The sequence below is a fragment of the Methylobacterium pseudosasicola genome, assembly GCF_900114535.1.
In the GTDB taxonomy this organism is placed as follows: domain Bacteria; phylum Pseudomonadota; class Alphaproteobacteria; order Rhizobiales; family Beijerinckiaceae; genus Methylobacterium; species Methylobacterium pseudosasicola.
Genome location: NZ_FOTK01000001.1, coordinates 135,731 through 161,004, shown reverse-complemented (window position 1 = coordinate 161,004; position 25,274 = coordinate 135,731). Strand labels below are relative to the sequence as shown.

At 69.7% G+C, this 25,274-nt stretch carries 21 protein-coding genes; 9 read left to right on the top strand and 12 right to left on the bottom strand.

The genetic code is table 11. The annotated features are described in order from the left end of the window. Positions 1-26 precede the first annotated feature (26 nt). Positions 27-692, top strand: a complete 666-nt coding sequence (gmk, locus tag BM228_RS00795) for a guanylate kinase (RefSeq protein WP_092036259.1) — start codon at positions 27-29, stop codon at positions 690-692. Positions 693-799: 107 nt separating this feature from the next. Here the strand turns inward: gmk and BM228_RS00790 are convergent, their stop codons facing one another. The 8 genes from BM228_RS00790 to rimP all read right to left on the bottom strand — a co-directional run bounded on the left by BM228_RS00790 (position 800) and on the right by rimP (position 13,286). Further along, complete coding sequence (locus BM228_RS00790; RefSeq protein WP_092036257.1) at positions 800-3,415, bottom strand: histidine kinase dimerization/phosphoacceptor domain -containing protein; 2,616 nt, start codon at positions 3,413-3,415, stop codon at positions 800-802. 109 nt (positions 3,416-3,524) lie between these two features. Further along, positions 3,525-4,925, bottom strand: coding sequence for a dihydrolipoyl dehydrogenase (locus BM228_RS00785; protein ID WP_092036255.1), 1,401 nt, complete (start codon positions 4,923-4,925; stop codon positions 3,525-3,527). A 434-nt stretch (positions 4,926-5,359) separates the two neighbouring features. Then, positions 5,360-6,388 (bottom strand): tRNA pseudouridine(55) synthase TruB, encoded by a 1,029-nt coding sequence (gene truB, locus BM228_RS00780; protein WP_092036253.1) that lies wholly within the window; start codon positions 6,386-6,388, stop codon positions 5,360-5,362. A gap of 54 nt (positions 6,389-6,442) precedes the next feature. After that, positions 6,443-6,883, bottom strand: coding sequence for a 30S ribosome-binding factor RbfA (gene rbfA / locus BM228_RS00775; protein ID WP_092036252.1), 441 nt, complete (start codon positions 6,881-6,883; stop codon positions 6,443-6,445). 121 nt (positions 6,884-7,004) lie between these two features. Next, entirely contained in the window at positions 7,005-9,959 is a 2,955-nt protein-coding gene (gene infB / locus BM228_RS00770; RefSeq protein WP_092036250.1) for a translation initiation factor IF-2, read from the bottom strand. Positions 9,960-10,038: 79 nt separating this feature from the next. Further along, positions 10,039-10,773, bottom strand: a complete 735-nt coding sequence (locus BM228_RS00765; RefSeq protein ID WP_092036249.1) for an RNA-binding protein — start codon at positions 10,771-10,773, stop codon at positions 10,039-10,041. 25 nt (positions 10,774-10,798) lie between these two features. Continuing rightward, positions 10,799-12,421, bottom strand: a complete 1,623-nt coding sequence (gene nusA, locus BM228_RS00760; protein ID WP_092036247.1) for a transcription termination factor NusA — start codon at positions 12,419-12,421, stop codon at positions 10,799-10,801. Between the two features lie 76 nt (positions 12,422-12,497). After that, the gene (gene rimP, locus BM228_RS00755; RefSeq protein WP_092036245.1) at positions 12,498-13,286 is read right to left on the bottom strand and encodes a ribosome maturation factor RimP; all 789 of its coding nucleotides are present in this window, start codon (positions 13,284-13,286) and stop codon (positions 12,498-12,500) included. Between the two features lie 550 nt (positions 13,287-13,836). Between rimP and BM228_RS00750 the strand changes: the two genes are divergently transcribed. Then, entirely contained in the window at positions 13,837-14,157 is a 321-nt protein-coding gene (locus BM228_RS00750) for a hypothetical protein (RefSeq protein ID WP_244536977.1), read from the top strand. A gap of 42 nt (positions 14,158-14,199) precedes the next feature. Next, positions 14,200-15,621 (top strand): DUF2254 family protein, encoded by a 1,422-nt coding sequence (locus BM228_RS00745; protein ID WP_092036244.1) that lies wholly within the window; start codon positions 14,200-14,202, stop codon positions 15,619-15,621. Positions 15,622-16,113: 492 nt separating this feature from the next. On the opposite strand, the gene BM228_RS00740 is transcribed toward BM228_RS00745, so the two are convergent. After that, positions 16,114-17,124 carry an aldo/keto reductase gene (locus BM228_RS00740; protein ID WP_092036242.1) on the bottom strand — a complete coding sequence of 337 codons (1,011 nt, stop codon included), beginning with the start codon at positions 17,122-17,124 and terminating at the stop codon, positions 16,114-16,116. A gap of 197 nt (positions 17,125-17,321) precedes the next feature. Between BM228_RS00740 and BM228_RS00735 the strand changes: the two genes are divergently transcribed. The 3 genes from BM228_RS00735 (at position 17,322) to BM228_RS00725 (ending at position 19,157) form a co-directional block, all read left to right on the top strand. Next, positions 17,322-18,254 (top strand): protein-methionine-sulfoxide reductase heme-binding subunit MsrQ, encoded by a 933-nt coding sequence (locus BM228_RS00735; protein WP_092036240.1) that lies wholly within the window; start codon positions 17,322-17,324, stop codon positions 18,252-18,254. A 54-nt stretch (positions 18,255-18,308) separates the two neighbouring features. Next, positions 18,309-18,683, top strand: a complete 375-nt coding sequence (locus tag BM228_RS00730) for a hypothetical protein (protein WP_092036238.1) — start codon at positions 18,309-18,311, stop codon at positions 18,681-18,683. Positions 18,684-18,794: 111 nt separating this feature from the next. Beyond that, positions 18,795-19,157 (top strand): hypothetical protein, encoded by a 363-nt coding sequence (locus tag BM228_RS00725; RefSeq protein WP_092036236.1) that lies wholly within the window; start codon positions 18,795-18,797, stop codon positions 19,155-19,157. A gap of 11 nt (positions 19,158-19,168) precedes the next feature. On the opposite strand, the gene BM228_RS34440 is transcribed toward BM228_RS00725, so the two are convergent. Together BM228_RS34440 and BM228_RS00720 are read right to left on the bottom strand one after the other, a co-directional pair. Beyond that, complete coding sequence (locus BM228_RS34440) at positions 19,169-19,345, bottom strand: hypothetical protein (RefSeq protein WP_167367624.1); 177 nt, start codon at positions 19,343-19,345, stop codon at positions 19,169-19,171. Between the two features lie 135 nt (positions 19,346-19,480). Next, positions 19,481-19,879 (bottom strand): DUF4174 domain-containing protein, encoded by a 399-nt coding sequence (locus BM228_RS00720; protein WP_092036234.1) that lies wholly within the window; start codon positions 19,877-19,879, stop codon positions 19,481-19,483. Between the two features lie 109 nt (positions 19,880-19,988). Between BM228_RS00720 and BM228_RS00715 the strand changes: the two genes are divergently transcribed. Together BM228_RS00715 and ssb are read left to right on the top strand one after the other, a co-directional pair. Next, positions 19,989-21,005: an NADP-dependent oxidoreductase gene (locus BM228_RS00715; RefSeq protein ID WP_092036232.1), complete on the top strand. Its 1,017-nt coding sequence runs from the start codon at positions 19,989-19,991 to the stop codon at positions 21,003-21,005. A 168-nt stretch (positions 21,006-21,173) separates the two neighbouring features. Continuing rightward, entirely contained in the window at positions 21,174-21,743 is a 570-nt protein-coding gene (gene ssb / locus BM228_RS00710) for a single-stranded DNA-binding protein (RefSeq protein WP_092036230.1), read from the top strand. A 429-nt stretch (positions 21,744-22,172) separates the two neighbouring features. Here the strand turns inward: ssb and BM228_RS00705 are convergent, their stop codons facing one another. Further along, positions 22,173-22,415: a hypothetical protein gene (locus BM228_RS00705; protein ID WP_092036229.1), complete on the bottom strand. Its 243-nt coding sequence runs from the start codon at positions 22,413-22,415 to the stop codon at positions 22,173-22,175. Positions 22,416-23,177: 762 nt separating this feature from the next. Here BM228_RS00705 and BM228_RS00700 point away from each other — a divergent pair. After that, the gene (locus tag BM228_RS00700) at positions 23,178-25,184 is read left to right on the top strand and encodes a M23 family metallopeptidase (RefSeq protein WP_092036227.1); all 2,007 of its coding nucleotides are present in this window, start codon (positions 23,178-23,180) and stop codon (positions 25,182-25,184) included. Positions 25,185-25,274 lie beyond the last annotated feature (90 nt).

Below are 25,274 nucleotides of genomic sequence, written 5' to 3'. Positions count from 1 at the left end.
ATGAGAAACACGGCGGAGCCGCGCGGATGATCGAACCGGCCAAAAGCGTCTCCGACACGATCGCGCGGCGTGGGTTGATTCTGATCCTGTCCTCGCCCTCGGGGGCGGGCAAGACCACGCTGACCCGGGCGATCGCGCAGGATCCGGCCTGGGCGCTGGACCTGTCGATCTCGGTCACCACCCGGTCGCGCCGGCCCTCCGAGATCGATGGGCGGCACTACCACTTCATCGACCGGGAGGCGTTCGAGGATCTGCGCAGCCGCGACGACCTGCTCGAATGGGCTGAGGTCCACGGCAATTACTACGGCACGCCCCGCCGCCCGGTGGAGAAGGTCCTGGGCTCGGGCCGGGACATGATCTTCGACATCGACTACCAGGGCACCCGCCAGGTGCGGGCCAAGCTCGCCCAGGACGTGGTGACGGTGTTCATCCTGCCGCCCAGCATGGCCGAGCTGCGCCAGCGCCTGGAGCGCCGGGCCGAGGATTCCGCCGAGACGATCGAAAAGCGGCTCGCCAACGCCCGCACCGAGATTCAGCGTTGGAGCGAGTACGACTACGTCATCATCAACGAGGATTTGCAGGACGCCTTCCGGGCGCTCCAGGGGATCCTGTCGGCCGAGCGGTTGAAGCGGGCGCGCCGGACAGGCCTGTCGCAGTTCGTCGACGGGCTGCTGGCCGAGGCGGGGGCCTGAGCTTCCACCCCGTCATCGCGGGCGCAGCGAAGCAACCGAGGGACACGCTACGATCTAAGCGCGCGCTGCACTGGGTTGCTTCGCTGCGCTCGCAATGACGGTGGCGATCACGCCGTGATGGTGAAACAGGCACCCGGATTGTTGGCCACGTCGAGCCGGGCGTTGATCTGGTCGAGCATCGCCCGGATCAGCTTCATGCCGAGGCCCGTGCCCTTGCCGCGCGTCTTGGGCTCGGCCCAGTCGTCGGGCAGGCCAGCGCCGTCGTCGCAGACCCGGAGCTGAACCTCGCCGGGGCCGGAGGCCGAGACGCTGACCTCGACGCGACCGCCGCCGGTGGGGTTGGCGGCGTATTTGAACGCGTTGGTCACGAGCTCCGTGGCGATCAGCGAGAGCGCCACCGCCTTCCGGTAGGGCACCATCAGGCCGGGTTCGGCCGAGAGGTCCACGGCGTGACCCTCGCCGGCAAGGCCCGCGAGGTCGTTGCACAGGTTCTCGATGGTCTGGCCGAGATCGACCTCGTCGAAGCGCTCGGCCTGGTAGAGGCTGTCGTGCACCCGCGCGACGCTCATGACCCGGGCGGAGGTGTCGGCGAAGGCCTGCCGGGCCTCGGCATCGGCGATCTGCCGGCGCTGCATCTGCAGGAAGGCCGAGACGATCTGCAGGGAATTCTTGACCCGGTGGTCGATCTCCCGGGTCAGCAGGTCCTTCTGCTCGAGCAGGCGCTCCTTCTCGGCGAGCAGGCTGGTCAGCTCGTCGATCTTGCGGCGCTGGCGCAGCACCACGCCCTCCACCGCCTCGGCGAGCGAGCCGGCGAGCTGGACCTGCCATTCGGCCCAGGCGGCGGCGAAGCCGGTGCGCTCCTCGACCCAACGCTCGAACGAGCGACGCGGCAGCAGCGCCACCGGGCCGCTGCCGGCGAGCACCGGTTTGCGCGGGTCGCCGCCCCAAGTCACCGTGCTGGGCACTTCCGGCCGGAACCAGAGCAGCAGGTTCTCGCGGGACTCGTCCACGAAGGCGGCGAGCAGGCCGCTGGCGATCTCCCGGTACGGGGCCGCCTCCAGATACTCGGCGGTGAAGCTGTTGCTGCTGTACTGGGTCTCGCCGGCGGGCAGTTTTTCGCGCAGCCAGCCCCCGATCCGGGCGACCATGTCGGCGGGCGGCGCCCGGCCGATCAGCGTGACCCGCTCACCCGCCACGATGCCGGCCCCGGTGGCGCTGAACAGGTCGAGCAGGGTGGCATTGCCGGCGGTCAGGGCGGCGACGAAATCGTCGGAGCGGGTCAGCCCGCGGACCAGACGGCCCTCGACGTCGAGATGGGCCTGCCGCTCGGCCCAGAGCCGGCGGGACTCGATCTCCTGCACCCGCATGGCGAAGGCGTCGGTGAGCACCGTGGCGGCCGAGCGCGTCTCCGGCGTGACGTAGTGGGGGCGGCGGTGATGGCCGATCATCAGGCCCCAGAGCCGGTCTTCGACCATGATCGAGATCGACATCGAGCCGTTCACGCCGAGGTTGCGCTGATACTCCAGGTGGATCGGCGAGAGCGTGCGATGCTGGGCGAAGGTCAGGTCGATCGGGCCGTTGCCCGCGCCCGGGGCCGCCACCAGCCCCACGGGCACGCTGTCGCGGTCGATTACGAAGCGATTCTTGGCCCGGGTGTAGAGGGCGCGCGCCTGGGCCGGGATGTCGGAGGCGGGAAAGCGCAGGCCGAGCAGGCTGCGGGACCAGCCGGGGACCTTGTCCTCGGCCACCGCCTCGCCGTTCCAGTCGGTGTCGAACCGGTAGACCAGCACGGCCTCGAAGCCGGTGAGCGCGCGGATCTCCAGGGCGGCGATCCGGGCGGCCTCCACCAGGGTTCCGGCCTCGCGCAGGCGGCCGACGGCGAGCTCGGTGTCGACCTGGCTGGCGGTGGGGAAGTCGTCGTCGGAATCGGGCTCGAGCTCCAGCTCGACGATCACCCGCCCGGCATGGGCATGGGCTACGGCGTAGTAGGAGGCGCTGCGGCCGGTGAGCGTCAGCCGGCGGCGGACGGAATGGCCGTCCCCCAGGGTGCCGGCAGCGAGGCGCGCCCGGATGGCGTCGACGAAATCCCCGGGCAGCACCTCACCGAGGGGCCTTCCGGCGAGAGGCGGATCGGACGGGTCGACGATCTCCCCGACATTGGCCGAGTAGGCCAGGACCTGCAGGGTCTCGGCATCGGCCGCGAACATCACGGCGTTGGGCTGGATCGAGCCCGGGATGTGGATCGGCTCACGCTCGCAATGGCTGGCATCCACCGGCTCGGCGCGCGCGCGCCGGCCGATCGCCGCCATCACCGCCTCGCGGGAGAGGCCGGCGCCGAGGCTCTCGATCGGGTCGATGGTCAGCCAAGTGACCGGTCCGGTCTCGGACGCCGTGCCGTGGCGCATGTGCACCCGCGCCCGCAGGGGCTGGGGCAGCCGGCCGAACACGTAATCGAAGCTCTCGTCGAGGGCGCCCCGGCGGCTCCCGGCGAGGAAGCGGCCGCGGAAGCTCGGCACGTTGGTGCCCGGCATCACCTCGCGGAAATAATTGCGGCCCAGCACCGACTCGCGCGACAGCCCCGAGAGCGCGCTCGCGCCCTCGCTGAACACCACGACGGTGCCGGCCGAATCGAGGCCGATCACGCCCTTGTCCAGGCGATCCAGCGCCTCGGGCGCGAGCACGTCGAGATCGAGGCCGCGGTCGGGGGCCTGGTTCGGCGGCATCAGAAAAGAACCCCGCTCATCCGGTCTGATATGACCGGGGGCGTGGCGAAGTGCAATGCTTCCGCTTGCGGCAAGATCAGCTCGATATCACGATGCCGTTTGGCACAGATTAAGACTGACAAATCTTATGTGTGATTTCAGACAATGCGGTTGAAAAGCCCTCCTCAACTGTAGGGTGGTATATGGGCTGGTCCAGGACAGCCTGGGCGGTCTTCCCATCGCCGATCGCGTGGGTCAGGAGATGTGCCAGATGCTCGACGGCGGGCCCGAGCATCTCGGCGCCGAGGAGCGTGCCGTCCCGGTCGGCCCAGATCCGCAGGCCGCCGCGATTCGCGCCATCGACCCGGGCGCGGCCCTGGTCGGAGAAATCGACGGCACCGGTCACGCGGCCGTCGGCATCGGGATCGGGATCGTAGGGCGCGCCGATCACCGCGATCTGCGGATCGGTGAACACCAGGGCGAGACTGGTCGAGGGCTCCGGCGTGGCGACGGCGCCCCTGGCTGCGAGGGCAGCCGCATTCGCCCCGGCGATGCGACCCTGACGGCCCGCCTCGTGCAGCACCGGCCGCCAGGCATCGGCATCGCCGGCGATCAGGATCGGGGCCCCCGCGCAGACGAGGCTGCGCCGGTCGAAGTCGGGCACGCCATCCTCGTCGAGGCGCAGACCCGCGGCCTCCAGCCTGAGATCGTCGAGGTTCGGTGAGCGTCCGGTGGCGGCCAGCACCCGCTCGGCGCGGGTCTCCCGGGCGCGCCCGTCCCGGTCGGTCCAGGTGAGGCAGACGCCATCGCCATCAACGGTTGCGGCTTCCAGCGTCGCGTCGAGATGCAGCTCCAGTTCCGCTCCGAAGATCTCGGCGGCCTGGGCGGCGAGATCCAGATCGGACAGCCCGGCGGCGGTATCGCCCGAATCGAGCACGGTGACGCGGACGCCCAGGCGCGTCATCGCCTGGGCGATCTCGATCCCAACCGCGCCGGCGCCGAGGACGGCGAGCGAGGCGGGAAGATCGGGGATCTCGAACAGGGTGTCGGTGGTCAGGAGGCGGTCGCCGAGCCCGCGCAGGGGTTTTGGGACGGTCGGGCTTGATCCGGTGGCGATCACGGCGGCCCGGAAGGTGATGCGGGTCTGGTCCCCGATCGTAAGGCTGCTGCCATCGCGAAACCGCGCGGTGCCGGCGATGCGTGCACCCTCGGGCAGCTTATCGAGGCCGTCGAAGACGCTGCCGACGAACCGGTCCCGCTCGGCCCGGACGCGTTCGAGAACCGCGCGCCCGTCCACCGAGACGCCGGAGACCCGGATGCCGAACAGGTCGGCGCTGCGCGCGCCATGGGCGGCCTTGGCCGCCGCGATCAGCAGTTTCGAGGGCATGCAGCCCACCCGGGCGCAGGTCGTACCCCCCGGGCCACGCTCGACCAGGACGGCTTTGGCGCCGGCCTCGGTGGCGGCCCGGTAGGCGGCGATGCCGGCGGTCCCGGCCCCGATCACCGCCACATCGCAGGTCTGCTCGTCCATCGTATCCCCGGGTCGGTTGCCGGGGCCAAAGTTCGATCGCTGAGGTTCGTTCCGCCTGCGCCCACGCGCCTCAGGTTGAGGGGCGGCAAGCTCATACGGGGTTGGTTGAGATGAAACGGGGAGGAATTTCGATCCCGGATGAGGGCCGAGCCTAACCCCAAGCGCTTCTCCCTCCCCCTCTGCGGGGGAGGGTGGGCCGGCCGTCAGGCCGGGTCGGGAGAGGGGAGCCCGGGTTCAGCAAAGGACGCGACCGGCATGACGGGCAACGCCCGCTTCTGCACCGTTGCTCCCCTCTCCCGACCCCCTTCGGGGGCCACCCTCCCCCGCAGAGGGGGGGGGGGGGGGGGGGGGGGGGGGGGAGGGAGAGGCTCGCGTTCAGCCGCTGCCTTGCCTAAAACGAACGGTGCCCCCGCGTCATAGGGGGAACCCGCCGCTCAGGCGTTGCGAACCGGCGCAGTGCCGCCGAGATGGAACACCCGGTGCGGCACCAGCTCGCCGCGCTCCACATCGCCGACTGCCACCAAGATGCCGCCGCAGGTGGCGAAGGCCTTGCCCTCTACGGGGGCGTCCCGGCCGCGCAGGATCACCGACTGGCCGCGCATCAGGCGTAAGCCCAGATCCCGGGAGACCGTCACCTCGGGGATCGCGTCGAGCGCGGTTTCCACCGGCCGCAGATGCGCCAGCGCGGCTTCCGGGCCGCCCTCAGTCAGGCCGGCGGCGGCACAGGATTCGGCTTCCGAGAACGGGCCGACCCGGGTGCGGCGCAGGGCTGAGACGTGGCCGTAGCAGCCGAGCACGCGGCCGAGGTCGCGAGCCAGCGCCCGGACATAGGTACCCTTGCCGCACTCGGCCTCGATCACCGTGCGCTCGCCGTCATGCTCGACCACCGTGAGGCGGTCGATCTGCACCGGCCGGGCGACCAGCTCCACGACCTCGCCCTCACGGGCCAGATCGTAGGCGCGCTCGCCCTGGATTTTGATCGCGGAATAGCGCGGCGGCACCTGCTCGATGGCACCAACGAAGGCCGGCAGGGCCGCCTCGACGGCCGCCCGTTCCGGACGCGCATCGCTGGTGGCGACGGCGCGGCCCTCGGCGTCGTCGGTGTCGGTCTCGACGCCCCATTGCACGGTGAACCGGTAGGCCTTGCGGCCGTCCATGACGAACGGGACGGTCTTGGTCGCCTCACCGAGCGCGATCGGCAGGATGCCGGAGGCTAGCGGGTCGAGGGTGCCGGCATGCCCGGCTTTCTTGGCGTTGAAGGCGCGCTTCACCACCGCGACGGCATGGGTCGAGGTCATGCCGATCGGCTTGTCGAGGATGACCCAGCCCGACACGTCCCGGCGCTTGGGCCGATCGGGGCGGGGTCCGCGCTGCGGGCGGCGATCCTCCGGACCCCGGCGCTCGCCGCCGGGGGCGGACACCGTGCGCTCGGCCGGCGGAAGATCTTCGATGGAAACCGTCATGTCCTCGTGTCCCCCGGGGTCGTTGCCCCGCTCCTGTCCATATGGCGTCGGGGATCAATGCCCCGGCCCGGTCTCCGGTTCGTCGTCGGCCTGCGCCTCGTCCCGCTCGGCGACGAGGTCGCGCTGCACGCGCTCGTCCCGGAGCAGCTTGTCGATGCGCGCCGCCTCGTCGAAAGTTTCGTCGCGGCGGAAGCGCAGCTCGGGCGCGAATTTCAGGTTCACCCGCCGGGCCACCTCCTGGCGCAGCACCTTCCGATGGCGCTCCAGGGCGGCGATCACCGGCGCCTCGTCGACGCCGCCGAGGGGCATCACGTAGGCGGTGGCGAGCTTCAGGTCCGGCGACATCCGCACCTCCGGCACGGTCACGACATGCGTGCCGAGCACCGGATCCTGGATGTCCCCGCGCTGGAGCACCTCCGCAAGGGCGTGGCGCACGAGTTCGGCCACGCGCTGCTGGCGCTGCGAGGGGCCGGTGGATGTGGGTTTCTGGGCCATTCTATCTCGGGCCGACGCCGCGGGGCGGCCGGTTCACGTCCAACAAAAGAGAGATGCGCGAAAAAGAAAAGACGGCCGCGGCTGAGGCCGCGACCGCCCTGTCCGGACGGGGTCCGGGATCTCAGAGGGTGCGACGGATCTCCTCGACCCGGTAGCACTCGATCACATCGCCCGCGCGCATGTTCTCGAAGTTCTCGAAGGCCATGCCGCACTCCTGGCCGGAGGTGACTTCCTTCGCGTCGTCCTTGAACCGCTTGAGGGTCTTCAGCTTGCCCTCGTGGATCACGACGCTGTCGCGGATGAGGCGGACATGCGCGCCGCGCTCCACGATACCGTCGGTGACCCGGCAACCCGCGACCTTGCCAACCTTCGAGACCTCGAAGACCTCCTGGATCGTGGCCTCGCCCAGGCGCTCCTCGCGGAGCGTCGGCGGCAGCATCCCCGACAGCGTGGCTTTGATGTCGTCCACGAGGTCGTAGATGATGTTGTAGTAGCGGATATCGATCCCGGCCCGCTCGGCGGCCTCGCGGGCCTCCTTGAGGGCGCGGACGTTGAAGCCGATCACCACCGCCTTCGAGGCCTGAGCCAGGGTGATGTCCGACTCGGTGATGCCGCCGACGCCCGACAGGAGGATGCGGGCCGCGACCTCGTCGTTGCCGAGCTTCTCCAGAGCGCCCGAGATCGCCTCGACCGAACCCTGCACGTCGCCCTTGATGACGACCGGCAGCTCCTTGCGGCCAGCGCCTTCCTTGAGGTCGCGCATCATGTCGACCAGCGAGCGGTTGGCACCGCCGGTCCGGGCATTCTGACGCTCGCGCTTCTGGCGGGCGCGGTACTCGGTGACCTCGCGGGCGCGGGCCTCGTTCGGCACCACGGTCACGCGGTCGCCAGCATCGGGCGTGCCGTTGAAGCCGAGCACCTCCACCGGCACCGACGGGCCGGCGTACTGGACGTTCTCGCCGAGGTCGTCGATCAGGGCGCGCACGCGGCCCCACTCGGCGCCGGCCACGACGATGTCGCCGGTGAACAGGGTGCCGCGCTGGACCAGAACCGTCGCCACCGGGCCGCGGCCGCGGTCGAGCTGGGCCTCGATGACCGTACCCTCGCCGTCGCGCTTCTCGTTGGCGCGCAGGTTCATGATCTCGGCCTGGATCTGGATGCCCTCCAACAGCTCCGGCAGACCGTCGCCGGTCTTGGCCGAAACCTCGAATTCCAGGGTCTCGCCGCCCATCGACTCGACCTGGATGTCGTGCTGAAGCAGCTCCGTGCGGACCCGCTGCGGGTTCGCATCCGGCTTGTCGATCTTGTTGACCGCGATGATCATCGGGACGCCGGCCGCCTTGGCGTGCTGGATCGCCTCGATGGTCTGCGGCATGACGCCGTCATCGGCCGCCACCACGATCACCACGATGTCGGTGACCTTGGCGCCGCGGGCGCGCATCGACGTGAACGCCGCGTGGCCCGGAGTGTCGATGAAGGTGATCATGTCGCCGGAGGGCGACGCGACCTGATAGGCGCCGATATGCTGGGTGATGCCGCCGGCCTCGCCCTCCACCACGTTCGCCTTGCGGATCGCGTCGAGCAGCGAGGTCTTGCCGTGGTCGACGTGGCCCATGATGGTGACCACCGGCGGACGGGGATCGAGATCCTCCTCCAGATCCGGCTCGTCGGACGACAGACCCTCTTCCACGTCGGACTCGGCGACGCGGCGCACGGTGTGGCCGAGTTCCTCGGCGATGAGCTGGGCGGTGTCCGAGTCGATCACGTCGGTGATCTTATGGATCTCGCCCTGCTTCATCAGCAGACGGATCACGTCCACGGCCCGCTCCGACATGCGGTTGGCGAGTTCCTGGATGGTGATCGTCTCGGGGATCGTCACCTCGCGGGACAGCTTTTCCTTCTGCTCGACCTGGCCGCGGCCGCTCATGCGCTGCTGGCGGCGGCGGAACGAGGCGACCGAGCGGGTGCGCTCGTCCTCACCGGACGTCGCCGTCGCGATGGTCAGGCGGCCGCGGTTGCGGTCGCCGCCCGGGGACTTCGGCGTCTTGGGCGGCGCGATGATCTTGAGCGGCATACCGGGCCGCCGGATCACCCGCTTGGTCTCGGACTCGTCGTCGTTGGTCTGGGCGCCGCGACCGGCGGGACGCGCGGCAGCGGTGGCGCCGGCGGCGGGACGCGCGGCGGTGGCCGGCGTGGCGCTCTTCTCGGGCTCGGGCGCCGGGGCGGGGCGCGCCATGAAGTTGAGATCGCGGGGTTTGCGCGTATCCGCCGTGATGGTCTTGCGCGGCTCGCCGGTGGCGGGACGGGCGGTCAGCGGCGGACGGGCCGCAGGCGCGGCAGCGGCCGGAGCAGCTGGGGCAGCCGGACGCGCAGGGGCCGCCGCAGCCGGGCGTGCGCCCTCGGGCTGGCGGGCCGGAATGGCGGTCGGACGGGCCGGCATCGGACGCGTCGTCGAGGCCGGGCGGGCCGGGGCAGCTGCCGGAGCTGCGGGGGCGGACGCGGCGGGCGCAGCAGCCACGGGGGCGGCCGGAGCCTGGGCGGCAGCGGCGGCTTCCGCAGCGGCAGCCTTGGCGGCCTCCTCGGCAGCGCGAGCGGCCTCGGCGGCGGCGGCCTTGCGGGCCTCCTCCTCACGACGGCGCTCCTCGGCGGCCTCGCGCTCGCGGCGGGCCTGCTCCTCGGCCTCCTTGCGGCGTGCCTCAGCTTCAGCCTCGGCCTTCTGACGGGCCTCGGCCTCGCGGCGCTTCGCGTCGGCAAGGGCGGCGGCGCGGGCCGCGCTCTCCTGCTCGCTCAGCGTGCGCAGCACGACGCCCGAAGCCGAGCGCTGGGCCGGGCGCGGCGGCGGCGTGGTGGTCGCGGCCGGGGCCGGCCGCGGGGCGGGCGCAGGCTCACGGGCAGGGGCGGCCGGCGCCGCGCCAATGACGCCACGGCGCTTGACCGTCTCGACCACGACCTGCTTGGAGCGGCCATGGGAGAAGCTCTGACGCACGGTGCCCGCCTCGATCGGCCGCTTGAGGGAGAGCGGCTTCGGAGAAGTCCTGTTCAGAGTCTTGTCGCCCGGGTTGTTCGTGTCGCTCATTCAGCCTGAACCCTGAGGGTTTCCATCGTCCCGTGAACCGACGCCCGGTGGCGCCAGCCAAATTCGTCCTGGTGCGTCGTCAACGTGAGGCTTCGTCGATCCCGCCGATTCGGGCTGGATCGGGCTCCTCGGTCGCCGCGGCGGCGCCCTCGAAGGAGCGTAGCCGACGCCAACGCGACAGGCAGCCGGCAGCTCCGGCTCCTGCGACGAGCGCAGCGTGTACCACATGATCCCGACCTAAGGCCATGTCCAATTCATCTTCGGACAGGTCGTCGATGATCGGTATCCTTGACATGGCTTCACCGTGGCGCCGGTACAAGGCCGAAGCGATCTTCCGGCGACCGTCCGGACTGGCTTCGGCGGCGTGGATCAGCGCCACCGCGCCGGGCTGGCCGCCGATCGCCGCCTCGACCTTCGAGAACCCTGCGACCACGCATCCCGCCTTGTTGGCCATGGCGATCGCCTGCCGCAGATCCTCGCGCAGACCGGTGACGATCCGGTCCGGCAGGTCGGGGCCGGCCTGGGCTGGTCCCTTGAACGCCCGCGGGAACAGGTTTTTTCGGACTGCTGTAGCGACGGCATCGCGCTTGGCGCTGATCCAGGCGCCGCGCCCGGGGAGCTTGGCCCGCAGGTCCGGCACCACGGCGCCGTCCGGGCCGCGCACGAACCGGATCATCGCCTCGGGCGGCTGGACGACGCGCGTGACGATGCAGGTGCGCTGCGGCACGCGCCGGCCGGGGCCGCTATCGAGCCCCCCGGGATCGAGCCCGGCATCCTGCCCGTCCTCGGGCGGGGTCGTGTCGACCTCGACCATCAGCGTGTCCGCCGCAGCCTCCCGCTCAGGCCTCGGCCGGGGTGGCGGCCGTCTCGGTCTCCTCGCCCTCGGCACCCTCCCCGGCCTCCGGCTCGGGCAGCGCCTCGATCCAGCCGGCCTTGAGGCGGGCGGCCATGATCAGGCCCTCGGCCTCGGCCCGCGACAGCTCGAACCCATCGAGATAGCCGGCATGGCGCACGGCGTCGGGGCCGCGGCCCTCGGTGTAGCCCACGAGGTCGTCGGTGGCGCAGCCCGCCAGGTCCTCGACGGTCTTCACGTCGTTCTCGCCGAGCGCGACCATCATGGGCGTGGTGATGCCCTCGATCTCGCGCAGCTCGTCGGCCACGCCGAGCTCGGTGCGTCGGGCATCGTGCTCCTGCTCGATCCGGGCGAGGTGGTCCTGGGCGCGGGCCTGGATCTCGGCGCCGGTCTCCTCGTCGAGACCCTGGATGCCGGACAGCTCCTGGATGTCGACGTAGGCGATCTCCTCGACATTGCGGAAACCTTCCGCCGCCAGCAGCTGGCCCACGGTCTCGTCGACGTCCAGCGCCTCCATGAACACCTGGGTCCGCTCGGCGAACTCCTTCTGGCGCCGCTCGGATTCCTCGGCCTCGGTCAGGATGTCGATATCCCAGCCGGTGAGCTGCGAGGCCAGACGCACGTTCTGGCCGCGGCGGCCGATGGCCAGCGACAGCTGGTCGTCCGGCACCACCACCTCGATGCGGTCGGCCTCCTCGTCGAGCACAACCTTCACCACCTCGGCGGGCTGGAGGGCGTTGACGATGAAGGTCGCCTCGTCCTCCGACCACGGGATGATGTCGATTTTTTCTCCCTGCAGCTCACCCACGACAGCCTGCACCCGGGATCCGCGCATGCCCACGCACGCGCCGACCGGATCGATGCTGCCGTCGCGGGAGATCACGGCGATCTTGGCACGGGAGCCCGGATCGCGGGCCACCGCCTTCACCTCGACGATGCCGTCGTAGATCTCGGGCACTTCCTGGCCGAACAGCTTGGCCATGAATTGCGGGTGCGAGCGCGACAGGAAGATCTGCGGCCCGCGCACTTCCGAGCGCACGTCGAACAGGTAGGAGCGGATCCGGTCGCCCGGCCGGAAGGTCTCGCGCGGGATCATCTCGTCCCGGCGGACGATGCCCTCGCCCCGGCCCAGATCGACGATGACGTTGCCGTACTCGACCCGCTTCACGATGCCGTTGAGGATCTCGCCGATACGGTCCTTGTATTCGTCGAACTGGCGGGCGCGCTCGGCGTCGCGCACCTTCTGAACGATGACCTGCTTGGCCGATTGCGCGGCGACGCGGCCGAAATCGAAGGGCGGCAGGGTGTCGGAGATCACGTCGCCGACCAGCGCGCCCGGGTTGTAGCGGCGGGCCTGCTCCAGGGTGATCTCGCGGGCGTCGTTCTCCACCTGATCGACCACCAGCAGGTGGCGCGACAGGCGCAGAGCCCCGGTCTTGTTGTCGATCTCGGCGTGAACGTCGGTCTCCGCGCCGTAGCGGGAGCGCGCCGCCTTGGCGATCGCCTCCTCCATCGCGTCGATCACGATGGAGCGGTCGATCACCTTCTCGCGGGCGACCGCGTCGGCGATCTGGAGGAGTTCGAGCCTGTTGGCGCTGACGACGGCCATCGGTGTCGGTCCTTCTCTTCCGTCAAGTCTTCGTGCCAGGCGCCCGAAGGCGGCCGAGCCCGAATCTCAAGTCATTTCAATGCAGGTCGCCGCGGCTCTTGAGCCGGGACGCCTTAGACACGACCGGCTTCTTGGGGTCGGTGCGCGGGGGCTTCTTCTCTTTCGGGGCCTTCGGGTCGGCTTTGGCACCGGCCTTGGCAGCCTTGGCCTTCGGACCCTGCGGCTTCGGCGCGGGCCGGGCTGGTGCCGGTGCGTCGTCCTCGGCCTCGTCGTCTTCGTCCAGTTCGTCCGCATCGTCGGCCGGCGGGCCGCCGCGGCGCAGGGACTCGCGGATCAGCTCGTCGGTGAGGACGAGATGCGCCTCGGCGAGATCCCGCAACGGCAGCGCGACCCGGCTCGGCAGCCCTTCCTTCACGTCCGGCAGGTCGATCGGGACGGTCAGCGTCTCCGGATCCGGAACGCCCAGAATGCCGCGAAAGCGCTTGCGGCCGTCGAGCGGCGGGCTCAGCTCGATCTTGGCCTCGTAGCCCGCCCAGCGGGCGAAGTCCGAGACCCGAACCAGCGGCCGGTCGATCCCCGGAGATGAGATCTCAAGATTGTAGGCGGTACCGACCGGATCATCGACGTCCAGCACCGGCGAGATCGCCCGGCTCACCGCCTCGCAATCGTCGATCGAGAACGTGCCGTCCGGCCGCTCCGCCATGATCTGGACGGTGCAGCCATTGGTGTTGGTCACCTTCACCCGGACCAGCCGGAAGCCGAGGCCCTGGACCGGCCCCTCGATCACCTGCACCACGCGAGCGGCGACGCCGCTCTCGCGGACGAGGCGCTTCTCGGACAGATCCGCTTCGATCTCGGACGACATGGATATCAGCGCGCAACCCTTGCGGCGTCCTGGGCGGCACGTCCGAGCGTGCGGTCTCGCGCGGCCAAACCTGACGCGGCGAAAAAAAAGAGCGGACCCGGTGGGGCCCACTCCCGAACCGCAGCCTCTCGACTGCCATCAGAACTGTTGAGCGATAGATAGCCGCGGTCGGTCCGGAGCGCAAGGTGGATCGGTGTTTGTCGTGTCGGCGCGGGAACGTGGCTGCGTTCGGCGGCCATCGCGGAATGCCGACTCTCGCTCGACTGCTCACGACGAGCAGGGACGCGCGACCCTTGGGTTCCCCTCAGCGGGGCAGCTGGTGCGAGGCCCAAACGCACCTGGCTCGATCGTGCGAATGTCCGGCAGGGGGAGGTGACGAGTCCCCGCAATGCGGACACACGGAACGCAGACGCCGGAACGATCCCGGTCACTGTTCCAGGCTCTGCCAGCCTTACGGGGCTGCGGCGAGGCGGGGAACGCCCGTGGCGCGGGTGCATTGCCGACCGAACGTAAAGCGCCGGCGCGCTGCATCGAACGGTAGGATCGAGCGATGACGACCCAACCCCCTTCATCCGGACTGTACTTGCGTTGGATCGGGCGAGCCCTCGTCCTGGGTGCCGTGTCCGGCAGCTTCGGCTTGACCGTTCCGGCCCTGTCTCAGTCGGCTGCCAGCCGGATCGACCAACCGACACCGGGAACCCTGCCGCCGGCATCGGAGCGTGACAGCTCGGCCCGCGGGAGCGGCCAGGTCTCCCCACCCAGCGCGATCCAGTCCTCGACCGACGTGATGCAATCGGACGGAACGGTGCAGGGCCAGGGCGCGCCCGCGCGCACGAACCCGATCCAGCATCTGCCCGAGACCATGCGCTAGGTTCGGCCCCCCTCCCGGGTCGATACCGAGCGATAGCGCAACATGAAGACGATCAAGTCTGTCCCAGGCCGCTTCGTCAGCGCAGTCCGGCGGTCGTTCCGGCAGTTCCTCGCTCTGCCGCTCGCGACCGTCATCGGCTTCGTGGGCCTGAACGCCCTGGTCTATCTGGCGGATCGATCCTGGTCCGGGGGCGGTGCACCGGCCGGCTTCCGGTGGCTCGGGGAGCTGCTGGGCGACAGTGCGGCCTTGGGAAGCCTCCTGACGACGGTGGCATCGAGCATTATCACTGTCACCTCGATTACCTTCTCACTCCTGCTCCTCGCCGTGCAGCAGGGGGCCGCCGCGCTGACCGCGCAGGTCACCGACCAATTCATGGCCCGGCGCACGAATCAGTTCTACTTCGGGTATTTCGTCGGCCTGTCGGTCTTCGTCCTGATGACGCTCGTCACCAACACGGGCTTTCACAGGCCCGTCTTCGGGACCACGATAGCCCTGCTGCTGACCACCTCGGCCCTCTGCCTCGTCATCGTGATGATCTACAACACGATCGATCAGATGCGGCCGGCGCAGATCATCCAGTTCATCCACGACCGGGTTCTGGAAGCCCGCGATGACGATCTCCGGTTGCTTGCGGCGACCCGGAGGACGTCGCGGCAGGACTGGCCCATCGCCGCGTCGGTGCGCTCGCGGGAAAGCGGGTATGTCGTCCGCCTCAACCTCCCGCGCATCGAACAGGCCGTGAAGCGGCATGCTCGGGACGGTGTCGAGATCGCATTCGACATCACGGTCGGGACGTATCGCGCCGTCAACGATCCCCTGTTCCGTTTGCGATGCAGGCCCGGCACGACGCTCGACGCGGGAGCACGCGAGAGCCTCGTCGGCGAGACGCTGGCCGCGCTCACCTACGACGACGGGCGCGACCTGCAGCACGACGCCGCCTACGGCCTGCACCAGCTCTCGACCATCGCCTGGACCTCGGTCTCGACGTCGAAATCCAACCCCAGCCCCGGCCTCTCGGTCATCCAGGCCCTGCGGGACATCATCGCGCACTGGAGCGAGGACGAGAACCGGCCGCTCGAAGACCCGACCTCCTGCATCGTCTACGCGGATGCCGCGCCGATCATCGCGACCGACGCCCTCGAAGCCGTGATCGTGGTGGCCTCCGAGTCGATCCAGTCCCAGACTCTCACGGAGGCGGTGAGGACCCTGGCGATCCTGCTCCGTCACGTCGGACAGCCGACCGCGGACAGGCTCGCCGATGTCGCCAATCGCACCCTGTCGAGCCTCGGCGAGCACGTGCTCACCCGCCAGCTCGAGGCTGAACTCACCGACTTGGCGAAGGCGCTGAACGAGCGCGGCTTCGTCGCCGTCGCAAGGGCCGTCTCCGAGGCGTCGGCCGAGTTGGCCGCCAGCCTGGGCAAGCTGAACTCACGCTCGACCCGCGTGCCGGGGACGACTTCTTAAGAACCAACGCGACTGGTTTTCCCACTCTCGCCCTCATCCTGAGAGGGGGTGGGTCTTTCGGTTCTGCGCTTGCGAAAGACGACGTGGCGCTTCTCGAACAGGTCCAGCCTGGCACTCGAGCCGAGGCGGGACGGCTCCCGCAGGTTTTGGGCCGGGGTCGATGATCGAGCGCGACACGCCCCCTCTCCCGTGCGGGAGAGGGCTGGGGTGAGGGATCAGGTTTTTCCGGACAGCTCGTATCCCTCACCCTGTCCCTCTCCCGCACGGGAGAGGAGACCCGCGCCTGATCCTGGGGCACAGGCCCGTCCGGGACCGCTCCGGTGTTCGGCTCACGAGGCGGGTCGAAGGAGGCCTCCAGCCGGCCGCGCGATCCCTGGAGGGCTCCTTCGAGGCTCGCTGCGCTCGCGCCTCAGGATGAGGGGGGTGGATGGGAGAAGCACCGATCATGATTCGACCGGGTGAGCGCCCGTCGGGGACCGTGGCCGACTCCGATCAAACGCCCCGCGGGATCCGCCCCTCCAGCGGGTAAGCCGGATCATTATAACCCGGCGTGGTCGGGTGCCCGGCCGCCACGAAGCCGTCCACCAGGGCCTCGTCCTCGGGGGTGAAGGCATAGTCGAGGGCGCCGAGATATTCCTGCCACTGCGCCTCGGTGCGCGGCCCGGCGATGACGCCGGTGATCAGGCGGTTGTTCAGAACCCAGGCGGTGGCGAACTGCCCCGCCGTGATGCCGCGGGCCTCGGCATGCTCCTTCAGGGTGCGGGCGATGCGCAGGGATTCCGGGCGCCACTCGGTCTGCATCATCCGGGTATCCTGGCGGCCGGCGCGGGATTCGGCGGGCGGCGGGGCGTCCGGGTCGTACTTCCCGGTGAGCACGCCGCGGGCGAGGGGCGAGTACGGCACGACACCGAGCCCGTAATGGGCGCAGGCCGGCAGGTGCTCGGTCTCGGGCATGCGGTTGAAGGCGTTGTAATAGGGCTGGCTCACCACCGGCCGGTCGATTCCGGCCTCGTCGCAGAGCCGGCAGATCTCGGCGACCCGCCAGGACCGGTGGTTCGAGACGCCGAAATGGCGGATCTTGCCCGCCCGCACGAGGTCGGCCATCGCCCGCACGGTCTCGGCCAGCGGCGTGTCGTGGTCCTCCTTGTGAAGGTAGTAGATGTCGATGAATTCCGTGCCGAGGCGGCGCAGGCTGTCCTCGGCGGCCTTCAGCACGTGGACGCGCGAGAGGCCGCGGTCGTTGACGCCCTGGCCCGTCGGGTTGGCGACCTTGGTGGCGAGGATCCAGGCGGCGCGGTCGCCCTTGATCGCCCGGCCGGTGATCTCCTCCGAGCGGCCCTCGGTGTAGACATTGGCCGTGTCGATGAAGTTGACGCCCGCCTCCCGGGCGCTCCCGACGATACGGCCGGCGGTGGCCTCGTCGGTGGGGCCGCCGAACATCATCGTGCCGAGGCAGATCGGCGAGACCTTGAGGCCGGAGCGGCCGAGATTGCGGTACTGCATGGGATCCATCCGATGTCCGTCCGCCCGCAATCTCGGCGCTTGCGCGGCCAGGTCAACTGTCCCGACGTAACCCGGGCACGTCCGCGGCGAACCGACCCGCACCGGGAGCGATCCGCAGAAGCGCCGGTTTCGCTCTCCAGTATCCTGACCCGAGTGCCCCACCGGTTCCGATGTCAGAAAGCCAAGTCCGAAAAACCATGATCGACCGCCTGGCTGTTCCCCTCGGCATCCCCCTCCCCTGGCTCGACCGGGCCGGGCGTCTCTCGTGGCTGAAGCTCGCGGTGTTCCTGGCCTGCATCGCGCCGGCTCTGTACCTCGCGGCCGCGTTCCGGCTCGACGCGCTGGGAGCCAAGCCGATCACCGCGCTGATCCACGCCACCGGCGAATGGGCGGTGCGCTTCCTGCTGTTCTCGCTGGCGATCTCGCCGCTGCGCCGCATCGCCGACTGGGGGAAGGTCCTGGTGGTCCGGCGGATGCTCGGCATCACCGTGATGGCCTACGCGGTGGCGCATCTCGCGCTCTACGCGGTCGACCAGAACCTGGTCCTGACCAAGGTCGTCACCGAGATCGCCCTGCGGCTCTACCTGACCATCGGCTTCGTGGCGCTGATCGGGCTGATCGCCCTGGGACTGACCTCGACGGATGCGGCGATCCGCAACCTGGGGCCGAACTGGCACCGGCTGCACCGGCTCGTCTACACGATCGCGGTGCTGGCTCTGGTCCACTACTTCCTGCAATCGAAGATCGACGTCAGCGATCCGGTCTTCTCCGCCGGGCTGTTCCTGTTGCTGATGGGCTGGCGGGCGATGCGGCGCTTCAAGCTGCCGGAGCGGCCGTGGTCGCTGCTGCTCCTCGCGATCCTCGGCGCCCTCGCCACCGCGGGGCTCGAGGCGGCCTGGTACGGGCTCGCCAGCGGCGTCCCGGCCAGCCTCGTGCTCGCGGCCAATCTCGACTTTTCCGGCCCGATCCGCCCGGCCTGGTGGGTCCTGGCGACCGGGCTGCTGATGCCGGCTATCGCGCTCGTGCGCGGTTCCCGGGCACCCGACCGGACGCCGCGGCCGGCCGCCGGCGCGCCGCGCAGGACGCCCGCCAAGACCGCCCTGTCGGAACCCTTGTCGCCGTCCGTCTGATGCCGCAGAACCCGCCACCGGCGGTTTTTGGGCCGCAGCGGAGTGACATCGGCAATGCGCGGCAGGCTTCTCCTCATCGCGGGCATGCTCGCGCCGACTCTGGCCCTGGCGGCGCCCAAAGCCGCCCCGGACAAGGGCGCCCCGCCTCCGGCCGCCGCCCCGGCGGCTACGGCCTGCAAGCCGGCCCAGGCGCCGCCGGCCTCGGCGCGGCCGGTGAAGCCGGCCCTGCCCGAAAAGCCGGCCTGCCTCGACGCCAAGGGCGGCTGCCCGGGCTGGGAGGCCTACAGTTACAATGATGCGATCAAGGCCTACAACCTGCAGGCGCAGGCGTTCCGGCCGATCGCCGAGGCCTACGTGCAGAAGCTCAACGCCTACGTGAAGGCGAGTGGGGAATACGCCCAGTGCGAGATCAACGCGATGCAGAACTGAGCCGGCTGAACGGCGGCCAACAGGGGACATGGCGTGGGTTCAGTCGATGCGGCGCAGCCTCTAGCATCGATGGCCGCGATCCCCGCCGCCACGCCCTGCCGAGGCCTACCAGTGCCCCTCCGTCATCTCATCGAGCGCGCCGGGTTCTGCGCCCTGCTCTTCGCCGCCGCCCCGGTGCTGGCCGCCGATTTCGACGGGCCCCCTCCGCCGCCCCACGGCTATGGCGGTCCCGGCGATGGCTATGAGCGGCGCCCTCCGCCCCCGCCGCCGCCTGAGCCGGAATTCCGGAGGCCCCGCTTCACCGCTGCGCCGCCCGAGGCGTGCCGAGACTTCGTCCGGCGCCGGTTCGATCCGGACGGCGCACCGATGGTCCGACGGGTGCGGGTCTGCGACGAGCCCGCCTTCGAGCGCGGGCCGCCCCCGCCGCCGCCCGAGGATTTTCCGCCGCGCCGCTGGGGCGGGCCGCGCTGGTAGAACAGCCCGGATCAGATCCGGGCCGGGGCCTTCTTGAGGGCGGCCGCGAAGGCCTTGAGCTGGCGGTTCAGATCCGCCAGCTCGTTCAGCGCGATGGTCTTGTGGCCGTCGCGGACCGCGCGCTCGATATCCTCGACCTGGAGGCTTACGAGGCGGCGGATGGCGGTGGCGACTTGTTCTCGGGTCATCGATGCGAGCGTCTCGTTCGAGCGTCCTGGCGGGCCTCAACGGACGGCCAAACCACGGCCGCCGACACCGCTCGGTGATAGGCCGGTAGGCTTAACCGTTGGTGTCCGCAGGCCTCGCCATCCCCGGAAACCGGGCTATCGGCGCCCCTGGATCTCGCCCCGGCGCATGGGCATCGCGTCGATCGTGGCGAACAGCGTCTGAGGCGGGATCGGCGCATCGGCCTCGAGCTTGGCGCCGCCATCCTTACCGATAAGCACCGCCCGGAATTCGCCTTCCGGCAGAGACAGTTGCGCGCGCAAACGCCGTGCCTCGGCGCCGGTCCCGACCGCCTCCAGCACCACGAGGTCGCGCTCGGATACACCGTTCCGCATCGGCCCAAGCGCGGCGCGCTGGGCCCGCAGGTCGGCGTCGGCGGCGTCGGGGGCCGAGAGCACGAGCACCCGGGACCGCCAGCGATAGGCATCGAGCGGTCCGGCCATCGCGGCGCCTGTGGTGAGGGCGGCCAATCCGAGGCCGATCAGGGTGGTGCGCATGTCGCCTCCGTCCGACGCCGATCCCGGTCAACGCACGAGGCGCCCCATTGGCCGCCGGGGTGCGACGCCCCAGATCGGGGGCGCAGGCAGAGCACTCGGGGAGTTGTCCATGAACGCCGTGAACCGCCGCATCGTCCTGGCATCGCGCCCGCACGGGGAACCGAAGCCCGAAAACTTCCGCCTGGAGGAAGTGCCGGTGCCGGAGATCGGCCCGGGCCAGATCCTCATCCGCACGCGCTGGTTGTCCCTCGACCCGTATATGCGCGGCCGGATGAGCGACGCGAAATCCTACGCGACCCCGGTCCAGATCGGCGAACCGATCACCGCCGAGGTGGTCGGCGAGGTCGTCGCTTCGAAGAATCCCGATATACCAGTCGGAACTCTTCGAACGGCCTTCGCGGGCTGGCAGGAGTACTTCGCCACCGACGGAAAGGGCACCCGCCCGGTCGATCCGGACGCGGCCCCGCCCTCGACTGCGGTCGGCGTGCTCGGGATGCCGGGCATGACCGCCTATACCGGCCTATTGAATATCGGCCGGCCGAAACCCGGGGAGACCGTGGTGGTGGCCGCCGCCGCCGGGCCGGTGGGGTCCCTGGTCGGGCAGATCGCCAAGCTGAAGGGCGCCCGGGCGGTGGGGATCGCGGGTGGGCCGGACAAGTGCCGCTACCTCACCGAGGAGCTCGGCTTCGACGCGGCGGTCGACCATCGCGGGGCCGACCTGCCGGGGGCGCTGGCCGAGGCCTGCCCCAAGGGCATCGACGTGTATTTCGAGAATGTCGGCGGCGCCGTGTTCTCCGCCGTGCTGCCGCTGCTGAACCCGTTCGCCCGGATCCCGGTCTGCGGCCTGGTCTCGGCCTACAACGCCACCGAGGCGCCCGCCGGCCCGGACCGGCTGCCCGGCCTGATGCGTTCGGTGCTGACCAACCGCCTGCACATCCAGGGCTTCATCGTCTGGGATTTCGCCGACCAGGCCGAGACCTTCCGGCAGGAGGTCGGGGCCTGGATCCGGGAGGGCAAGGTCCGCTACCGGGAAGACGTGGTCGAGGGCCTGGAGAACGCGCCCGAAGCGTTCATCGGCCTGCTGAAGGGCCGGAATTTCGGCAAGCTGGTTGTGCACATCCCGTGAGCCGATCTTGCCGACTCGATGGAACAGAGGTAGAACATGCATGTTTGGCGGCATGCGGATAGCGGGCACAATCTCGCACCGCAGGTTGCTGCCCCGACGGCCCGGGCGCATGAGTCCCCGGCCGCCGGGTGATGAGCCCAGTGAGATCCGTACGGTGAGGAGAGAGCGATGGCGGGCAGCGTCAACAAGGTGATTCTGGTGGGCAATCTCGGGCGCGACCCGGAGATGCGCCGCCTCGGCTCGGGCGACCCGGTCTGCAACCTGCGGCTGGCGACCTCCGAGTCCTGGAAGGACAAGGCCTCCGGCGAGCGCAAGGAGAAGACCGAGTGGCACTCGGTCGTGATCTACAACGACAACCTCGCCCGGGTGGCCGAGCAGTACCTGCGCAAGGGCTCGAAGGTCTATATCGAGGGCCAGCTCCAGACCCGGAAGTGGACCGACAATTCCGGCGTCGAGAAGTACACCACCGAGGTGGTGCTCCAGCGCTTCCGCGGCGAGATGACGATCCTCGACGGCCGCGGCGGTGGCGGCGGCGACTTCGCCGGCGAGGACGAGGGCGGCGGCCAGATCAGCCGCGGCGGCGACTCGGGCGGTGGCCGGGGCGGCGACCGCGGCGGTGATTTCGGCGGCGGCCGCGCCCAGGGCGGCGGTGGCGGCGGACGTCCGGCCCCGGCTTCCTCCGGCGGCGGCGGTGGCGCCCGCGGTGGGTACGATCTGGACGACGATATCCCGTTCTAGTCCCGCAGGGCTGTGCCCGGATCCCGGGGCGGCAACAGCATCTCGACCCGATGATGCGTGTTCAGGACCAAGGCCTCGGCCTTGGTCCTTTTTGTTTTCGCGCTCTCCCGCGTGCAGCCAAGCGTTCGCCGCCGGCCGCGACCTGGGCGGCCGTCTGCTGGCCGAGTTAATCCGCAAGCGCGAGCAGATCGACGCGACTCTGCAGAAACCGAGGGGCGCAACGCTCGTAGCCCAGCGAGGCTTCGAGCGCTGAACGCAGCCCCTCTGGTCATTGCGAGCGCAGCGAAGCAACCTAGGGACACGCCACGTCCGGAGTTCGCGCGCCGCCCTGGGTTGCTTCGCTGCGCTCGCAATGACGGTGGCGGCCAAAATGGGCTCGCTCTGTGCCGCTCAAGGTATCGGCTGCCTGCACATGACCGGCCCCCGACCTCACGGGAGATGCCGCGACGGCGCCACACCGATCCGCTCGATGGGGAGGCGCGGCTTGCTGGCCGCCACGAAGACCACGAGGTTCTTGCCCGGGTTGAGGAATAGCACGCTGTTGAAGCCGTCGGTGCCGCCGACCTTCAGCAAGACCGGGCGTTGGCCGGCATTGGGGTGGCCCACATTCTCTACCCAGGCCATGCCCATCCGGAAGGCCTGCCCATCCGGCTCGTACCCCGGCCCCTTCAAGGTGTTGGATCCGGACTGTCCCGCTTACCGTATACGTCGCGTTCTGACTTTGCAGAGGCAGGCCCATCAAGCCCCCCGTCATTCCGGGGCGCCGCAGGCGAGCCCGGAATGACGGGGTGGGTGCTGGAACGACAGAGCCGGTCTCAAACCCCTGGGAAGACAGGCTGTCCGCATGCCCCGTAGCTCCCTCCTCGTAGCGGACCGCTCTCCTGCTGGTGAGCGAATAGTTCGGTCCAGCGACCCTGTCCGTATGATCGAAGCCATGGATGAGATTGGCAGAACCTGTCGCTTGTGGCGGGACTCAAACACCTAGGAAGACCTGCCGAGAGCCTGTTTGACCGGTCTGTTCCCGTCTCGACGTGATCCTGAGGCGGCGTAGCGGAACGAAGCCCTGGAAAGAGCCCTCCAGCCAGCCGCGCGATCCCTGGAGGGCTCCTTCGAGGCTGCTGTGCAGCACCTCAGGATGAGGGGGAGATTAGGATACACGTCGATCAAAACTAACACGCGACTGTAATCGCGCAGTCAAACAATCTCTGTCATCGTTTTTTTTGGTCATTTTCTTGCAGATTGCGCCATACCTACGAGACCGATCTTTCCATTGATCGCAAAAACCCAACATGTTATCATCGTTATTCAAAACATTGGTCTGCAATTTTTCAAAAGACAACCGTGTTTTAATTTGAATATCGAATAAAAATACCGTTCGATAGCAACGTTTCACCGCACGAGACTGTGCGATGGGAGTTTCGTGAGAGATTCTGGGTGCGCATCGGGCGACTCAAGATCGGGAAGGTCGCCACGGCCGCCCATGAGGGTGGGGTCCATGCGCCCCTGCAAGCTCTCGGCGCGCATGCGGACCGGATCGATCGGCGCGCCGTCAACCTGCACTGGCTCTGTGCCAGCACCCTCGCCGGCCTGATCGGCGCCGGCCTGCTCGCCGCAGCCCTCCGTGTCTCCCTGCAAGAGGATGGGTTCGTTCCGATCCGTCCCGAGTTCGGGGGCAACCGATCGCGGTCGGGCGAGACCGGCTCGAACGGTGCGCGCAAGGGCGACCGGCTGGTGCGCAACCTGATGATCGCCTCGGCCAAGCAGAGCTTTCGCGCGTCGGTCACCGTCCGGCTGGGGGATCACGAGATCATCAAGGCCAAGGCCTTCGTGCGAAGCACGACGCCCCTGTCGCTGACGACGGGCGTCTATGCCGGCGAGCCGCCCCGGTTCGACCCGATGAAGTTCGTCTCCGACGAGCCTTTGGAGCGGGCGCCCGATACGGCCGTCGACGCGCCCGGGGCCGAGGTGACGGTGATCAAGCGCGACCTCGCCGACGCCGCCGTGCCCCCGAATGCGCCCGCGCTCACCGACGACGACGTGACCGCCCAGGTGGAAGAGGAGCGCCGCATCACTGCCGAGGCCGGGCGCCGCGCCGCCATCCCGCTCGCCCCGCAGATCCTGCTGTCGCGCGCCCTTCAACAGGGCGCGACGGCAGGGTCTGCCAGCAAGGACGTGAACCCGTTCAAGGCGATCGAGGTGCTGGTCGTCCCCGAGAACGTCACCAAGATCCCCAAGGTCGAGCTGAAGCCGAACGAGCCGCCCCTCGTGGAGGAGCGCAAGCTCGCGCTCAGACGGGGCGAGACCCTGGAGGTTGCCCTGAAGGCCGCCGGCCTGGCGGGGGACGAGCAGATCCGCGGCATCGTCGCGGCACTGGGGGGCAAGGCCCGCATCGCCGCCCTCGCGGAAGGCCAGCCGATGCAGGTGCAGGTCGCCCCCGGGCCGTATCCCGGCGATCCCCGACAGGTCACCCGGGTCATCCTGTACGGCGAGAGCGGCATCGAGGGAATCGCGGCGCTCAATGATCGCGGCGCCTTCGTCTCGGTGGCCCCGCCGACCGAGGAGGCTCCCTCCCCCCAGCCGCACCCGCAAGCCGAGGTTGGCGAGGATGAGAACGAGGATTCGGGCTCCGGGCCGCGCCTGTACCAGAGCCTCTACGAGACCGCGGCACGCTACGACCTGCCGCGGGCCACCGTCGAGGATATCGTCCGGGTGTTCAGCTACGACCTGGATTTCCAGCGCCGGATCGCCAGCGGCGATGGCCTGGACGTGTTCTACACCTACGACGACGAGACCGGCGCCGAGCGGCCGGACCTGCTCTACGCGGCGCTGACGCTGGGCGGCGAAACCCACAAGGTCTACCGCTTCCAGTCCCCGGACGACGGCACGATCGATTATCTCGACGACCAGGGACGCTCCCTCAAGAAGTTCCTACTGCGCAAGCCCGTGGCCACCGCCGTCATGAGTTCCAGCTTCGGCTATCGGCGCCACCCGATCCTCGGCTACGCCAAGCTGCATACCGGCGTCGATTGGGCGAGCCCGGTCGGCACGCCGGTCCTGGCCGCGGGCAACGGCATCGTGGCCCGGGTGAAGAACTCATCGAGCTACGGCAACCACGTCGAGATTCAGCACGTCAACGGCTACGTGACCGCCTACAACCACATGTCGCGGATCGGAGCCGGCGTGCGGGAAGGCGCCCGGATCCGGCAGGGGCAGGTGGTCGGCTATGTCGGCTCCACCGGCCTCTCCACCGGGGCGCACCTCCATTACGAGGTGATCATCAACGGCCACTTCGTCGACCCGATGAAGATCCGCCTCCCCCGCGGCCGCGAGCTGGACGGCCGGCTGCTCGCCGAGTTCAACCGCCAGCGCGAGCAGGCCGACGCGACCATGCAGACATCGAAGAGCGCCACGCTCCTGGCCCAGCGAGGCTCCGAGCGCTGAGTCGGCAGCGCCTCGGCGACAGCGTGCCGCGGAGCCGGTGACCCGCAGCATTCAAGCCGTCCCGCACCCGTAACCGACCTGTCGGTCTTT

Bases quoted from the DNA above. Each gene is read 5' to 3' on its own strand.
- gmk (WP_092036259.1), top strand. From the start codon at position 27: ATGATCGAACCGGCCAAAAGCGTCTCCGACACGATCGCGCGGCGTGGG.
- BM228_RS00790 (WP_092036257.1), bottom strand. From the start codon at position 3,415: ATGCCGCCGAACCAGGCCCCCGACCGCGGCCTCGATCTCGACGTGCTC.
- BM228_RS00785 (WP_092036255.1), bottom strand. From the start codon at position 4,925: ATGGACGAGCAGACCTGCGATGTGGCGGTGATCGGGGCCGGGACCGCC.
- truB (WP_092036253.1), bottom strand. From the start codon at position 6,388: ATGACGGTTTCCATCGAAGATCTTCCGCCGGCCGAGCGCACGGTGTCC.
- rbfA (WP_092036252.1), bottom strand. From the start codon at position 6,883: ATGGCCCAGAAACCCACATCCACCGGCCCCTCGCAGCGCCAGCAGCGC.
- infB (WP_092036250.1), bottom strand. From the start codon at position 9,959: ATGAGCGACACGAACAACCCGGGCGACAAGACTCTGAACAGGACTTCT.
- BM228_RS00765 (WP_092036249.1), bottom strand. From the start codon at position 10,773: ATGGTCGAGGTCGACACGACCCCGCCCGAGGACGGGCAGGATGCCGGG.
- nusA (WP_092036247.1), bottom strand. From the start codon at position 12,421: ATGGCCGTCGTCAGCGCCAACAGGCTCGAACTCCTCCAGATCGCCGAC.
- rimP (WP_092036245.1), bottom strand. From the start codon at position 13,286: ATGTCGTCCGAGATCGAAGCGGATCTGTCCGAGAAGCGCCTCGTCCGC.
- BM228_RS00750 (WP_244536977.1), top strand. From the start codon at position 13,837: ATGACGACCCAACCCCCTTCATCCGGACTGTACTTGCGTTGGATCGGG.
- BM228_RS00745 (WP_092036244.1), top strand. From the start codon at position 14,200: ATGAAGACGATCAAGTCTGTCCCAGGCCGCTTCGTCAGCGCAGTCCGG.
- BM228_RS00740 (WP_092036242.1), bottom strand. From the start codon at position 17,124: ATGCAGTACCGCAATCTCGGCCGCTCCGGCCTCAAGGTCTCGCCGATC.
- BM228_RS00735 (WP_092036240.1), top strand. From the start codon at position 17,322: ATGATCGACCGCCTGGCTGTTCCCCTCGGCATCCCCCTCCCCTGGCTC.
- BM228_RS00730 (WP_092036238.1), top strand. From the start codon at position 18,309: ATGCGCGGCAGGCTTCTCCTCATCGCGGGCATGCTCGCGCCGACTCTG.
- BM228_RS34440 (WP_167367624.1), bottom strand. From the start codon at position 19,345: ATGACCCGAGAACAAGTCGCCACCGCCATCCGCCGCCTCGTAAGCCTC.
- BM228_RS00720 (WP_092036234.1), bottom strand. From the start codon at position 19,879: ATGCGCACCACCCTGATCGGCCTCGGATTGGCCGCCCTCACCACAGGC.
- BM228_RS00715 (WP_092036232.1), top strand. From the start codon at position 19,989: ATGAACGCCGTGAACCGCCGCATCGTCCTGGCATCGCGCCCGCACGGG.
- ssb (WP_092036230.1), top strand. From the start codon at position 21,174: ATGGCGGGCAGCGTCAACAAGGTGATTCTGGTGGGCAATCTCGGGCGC.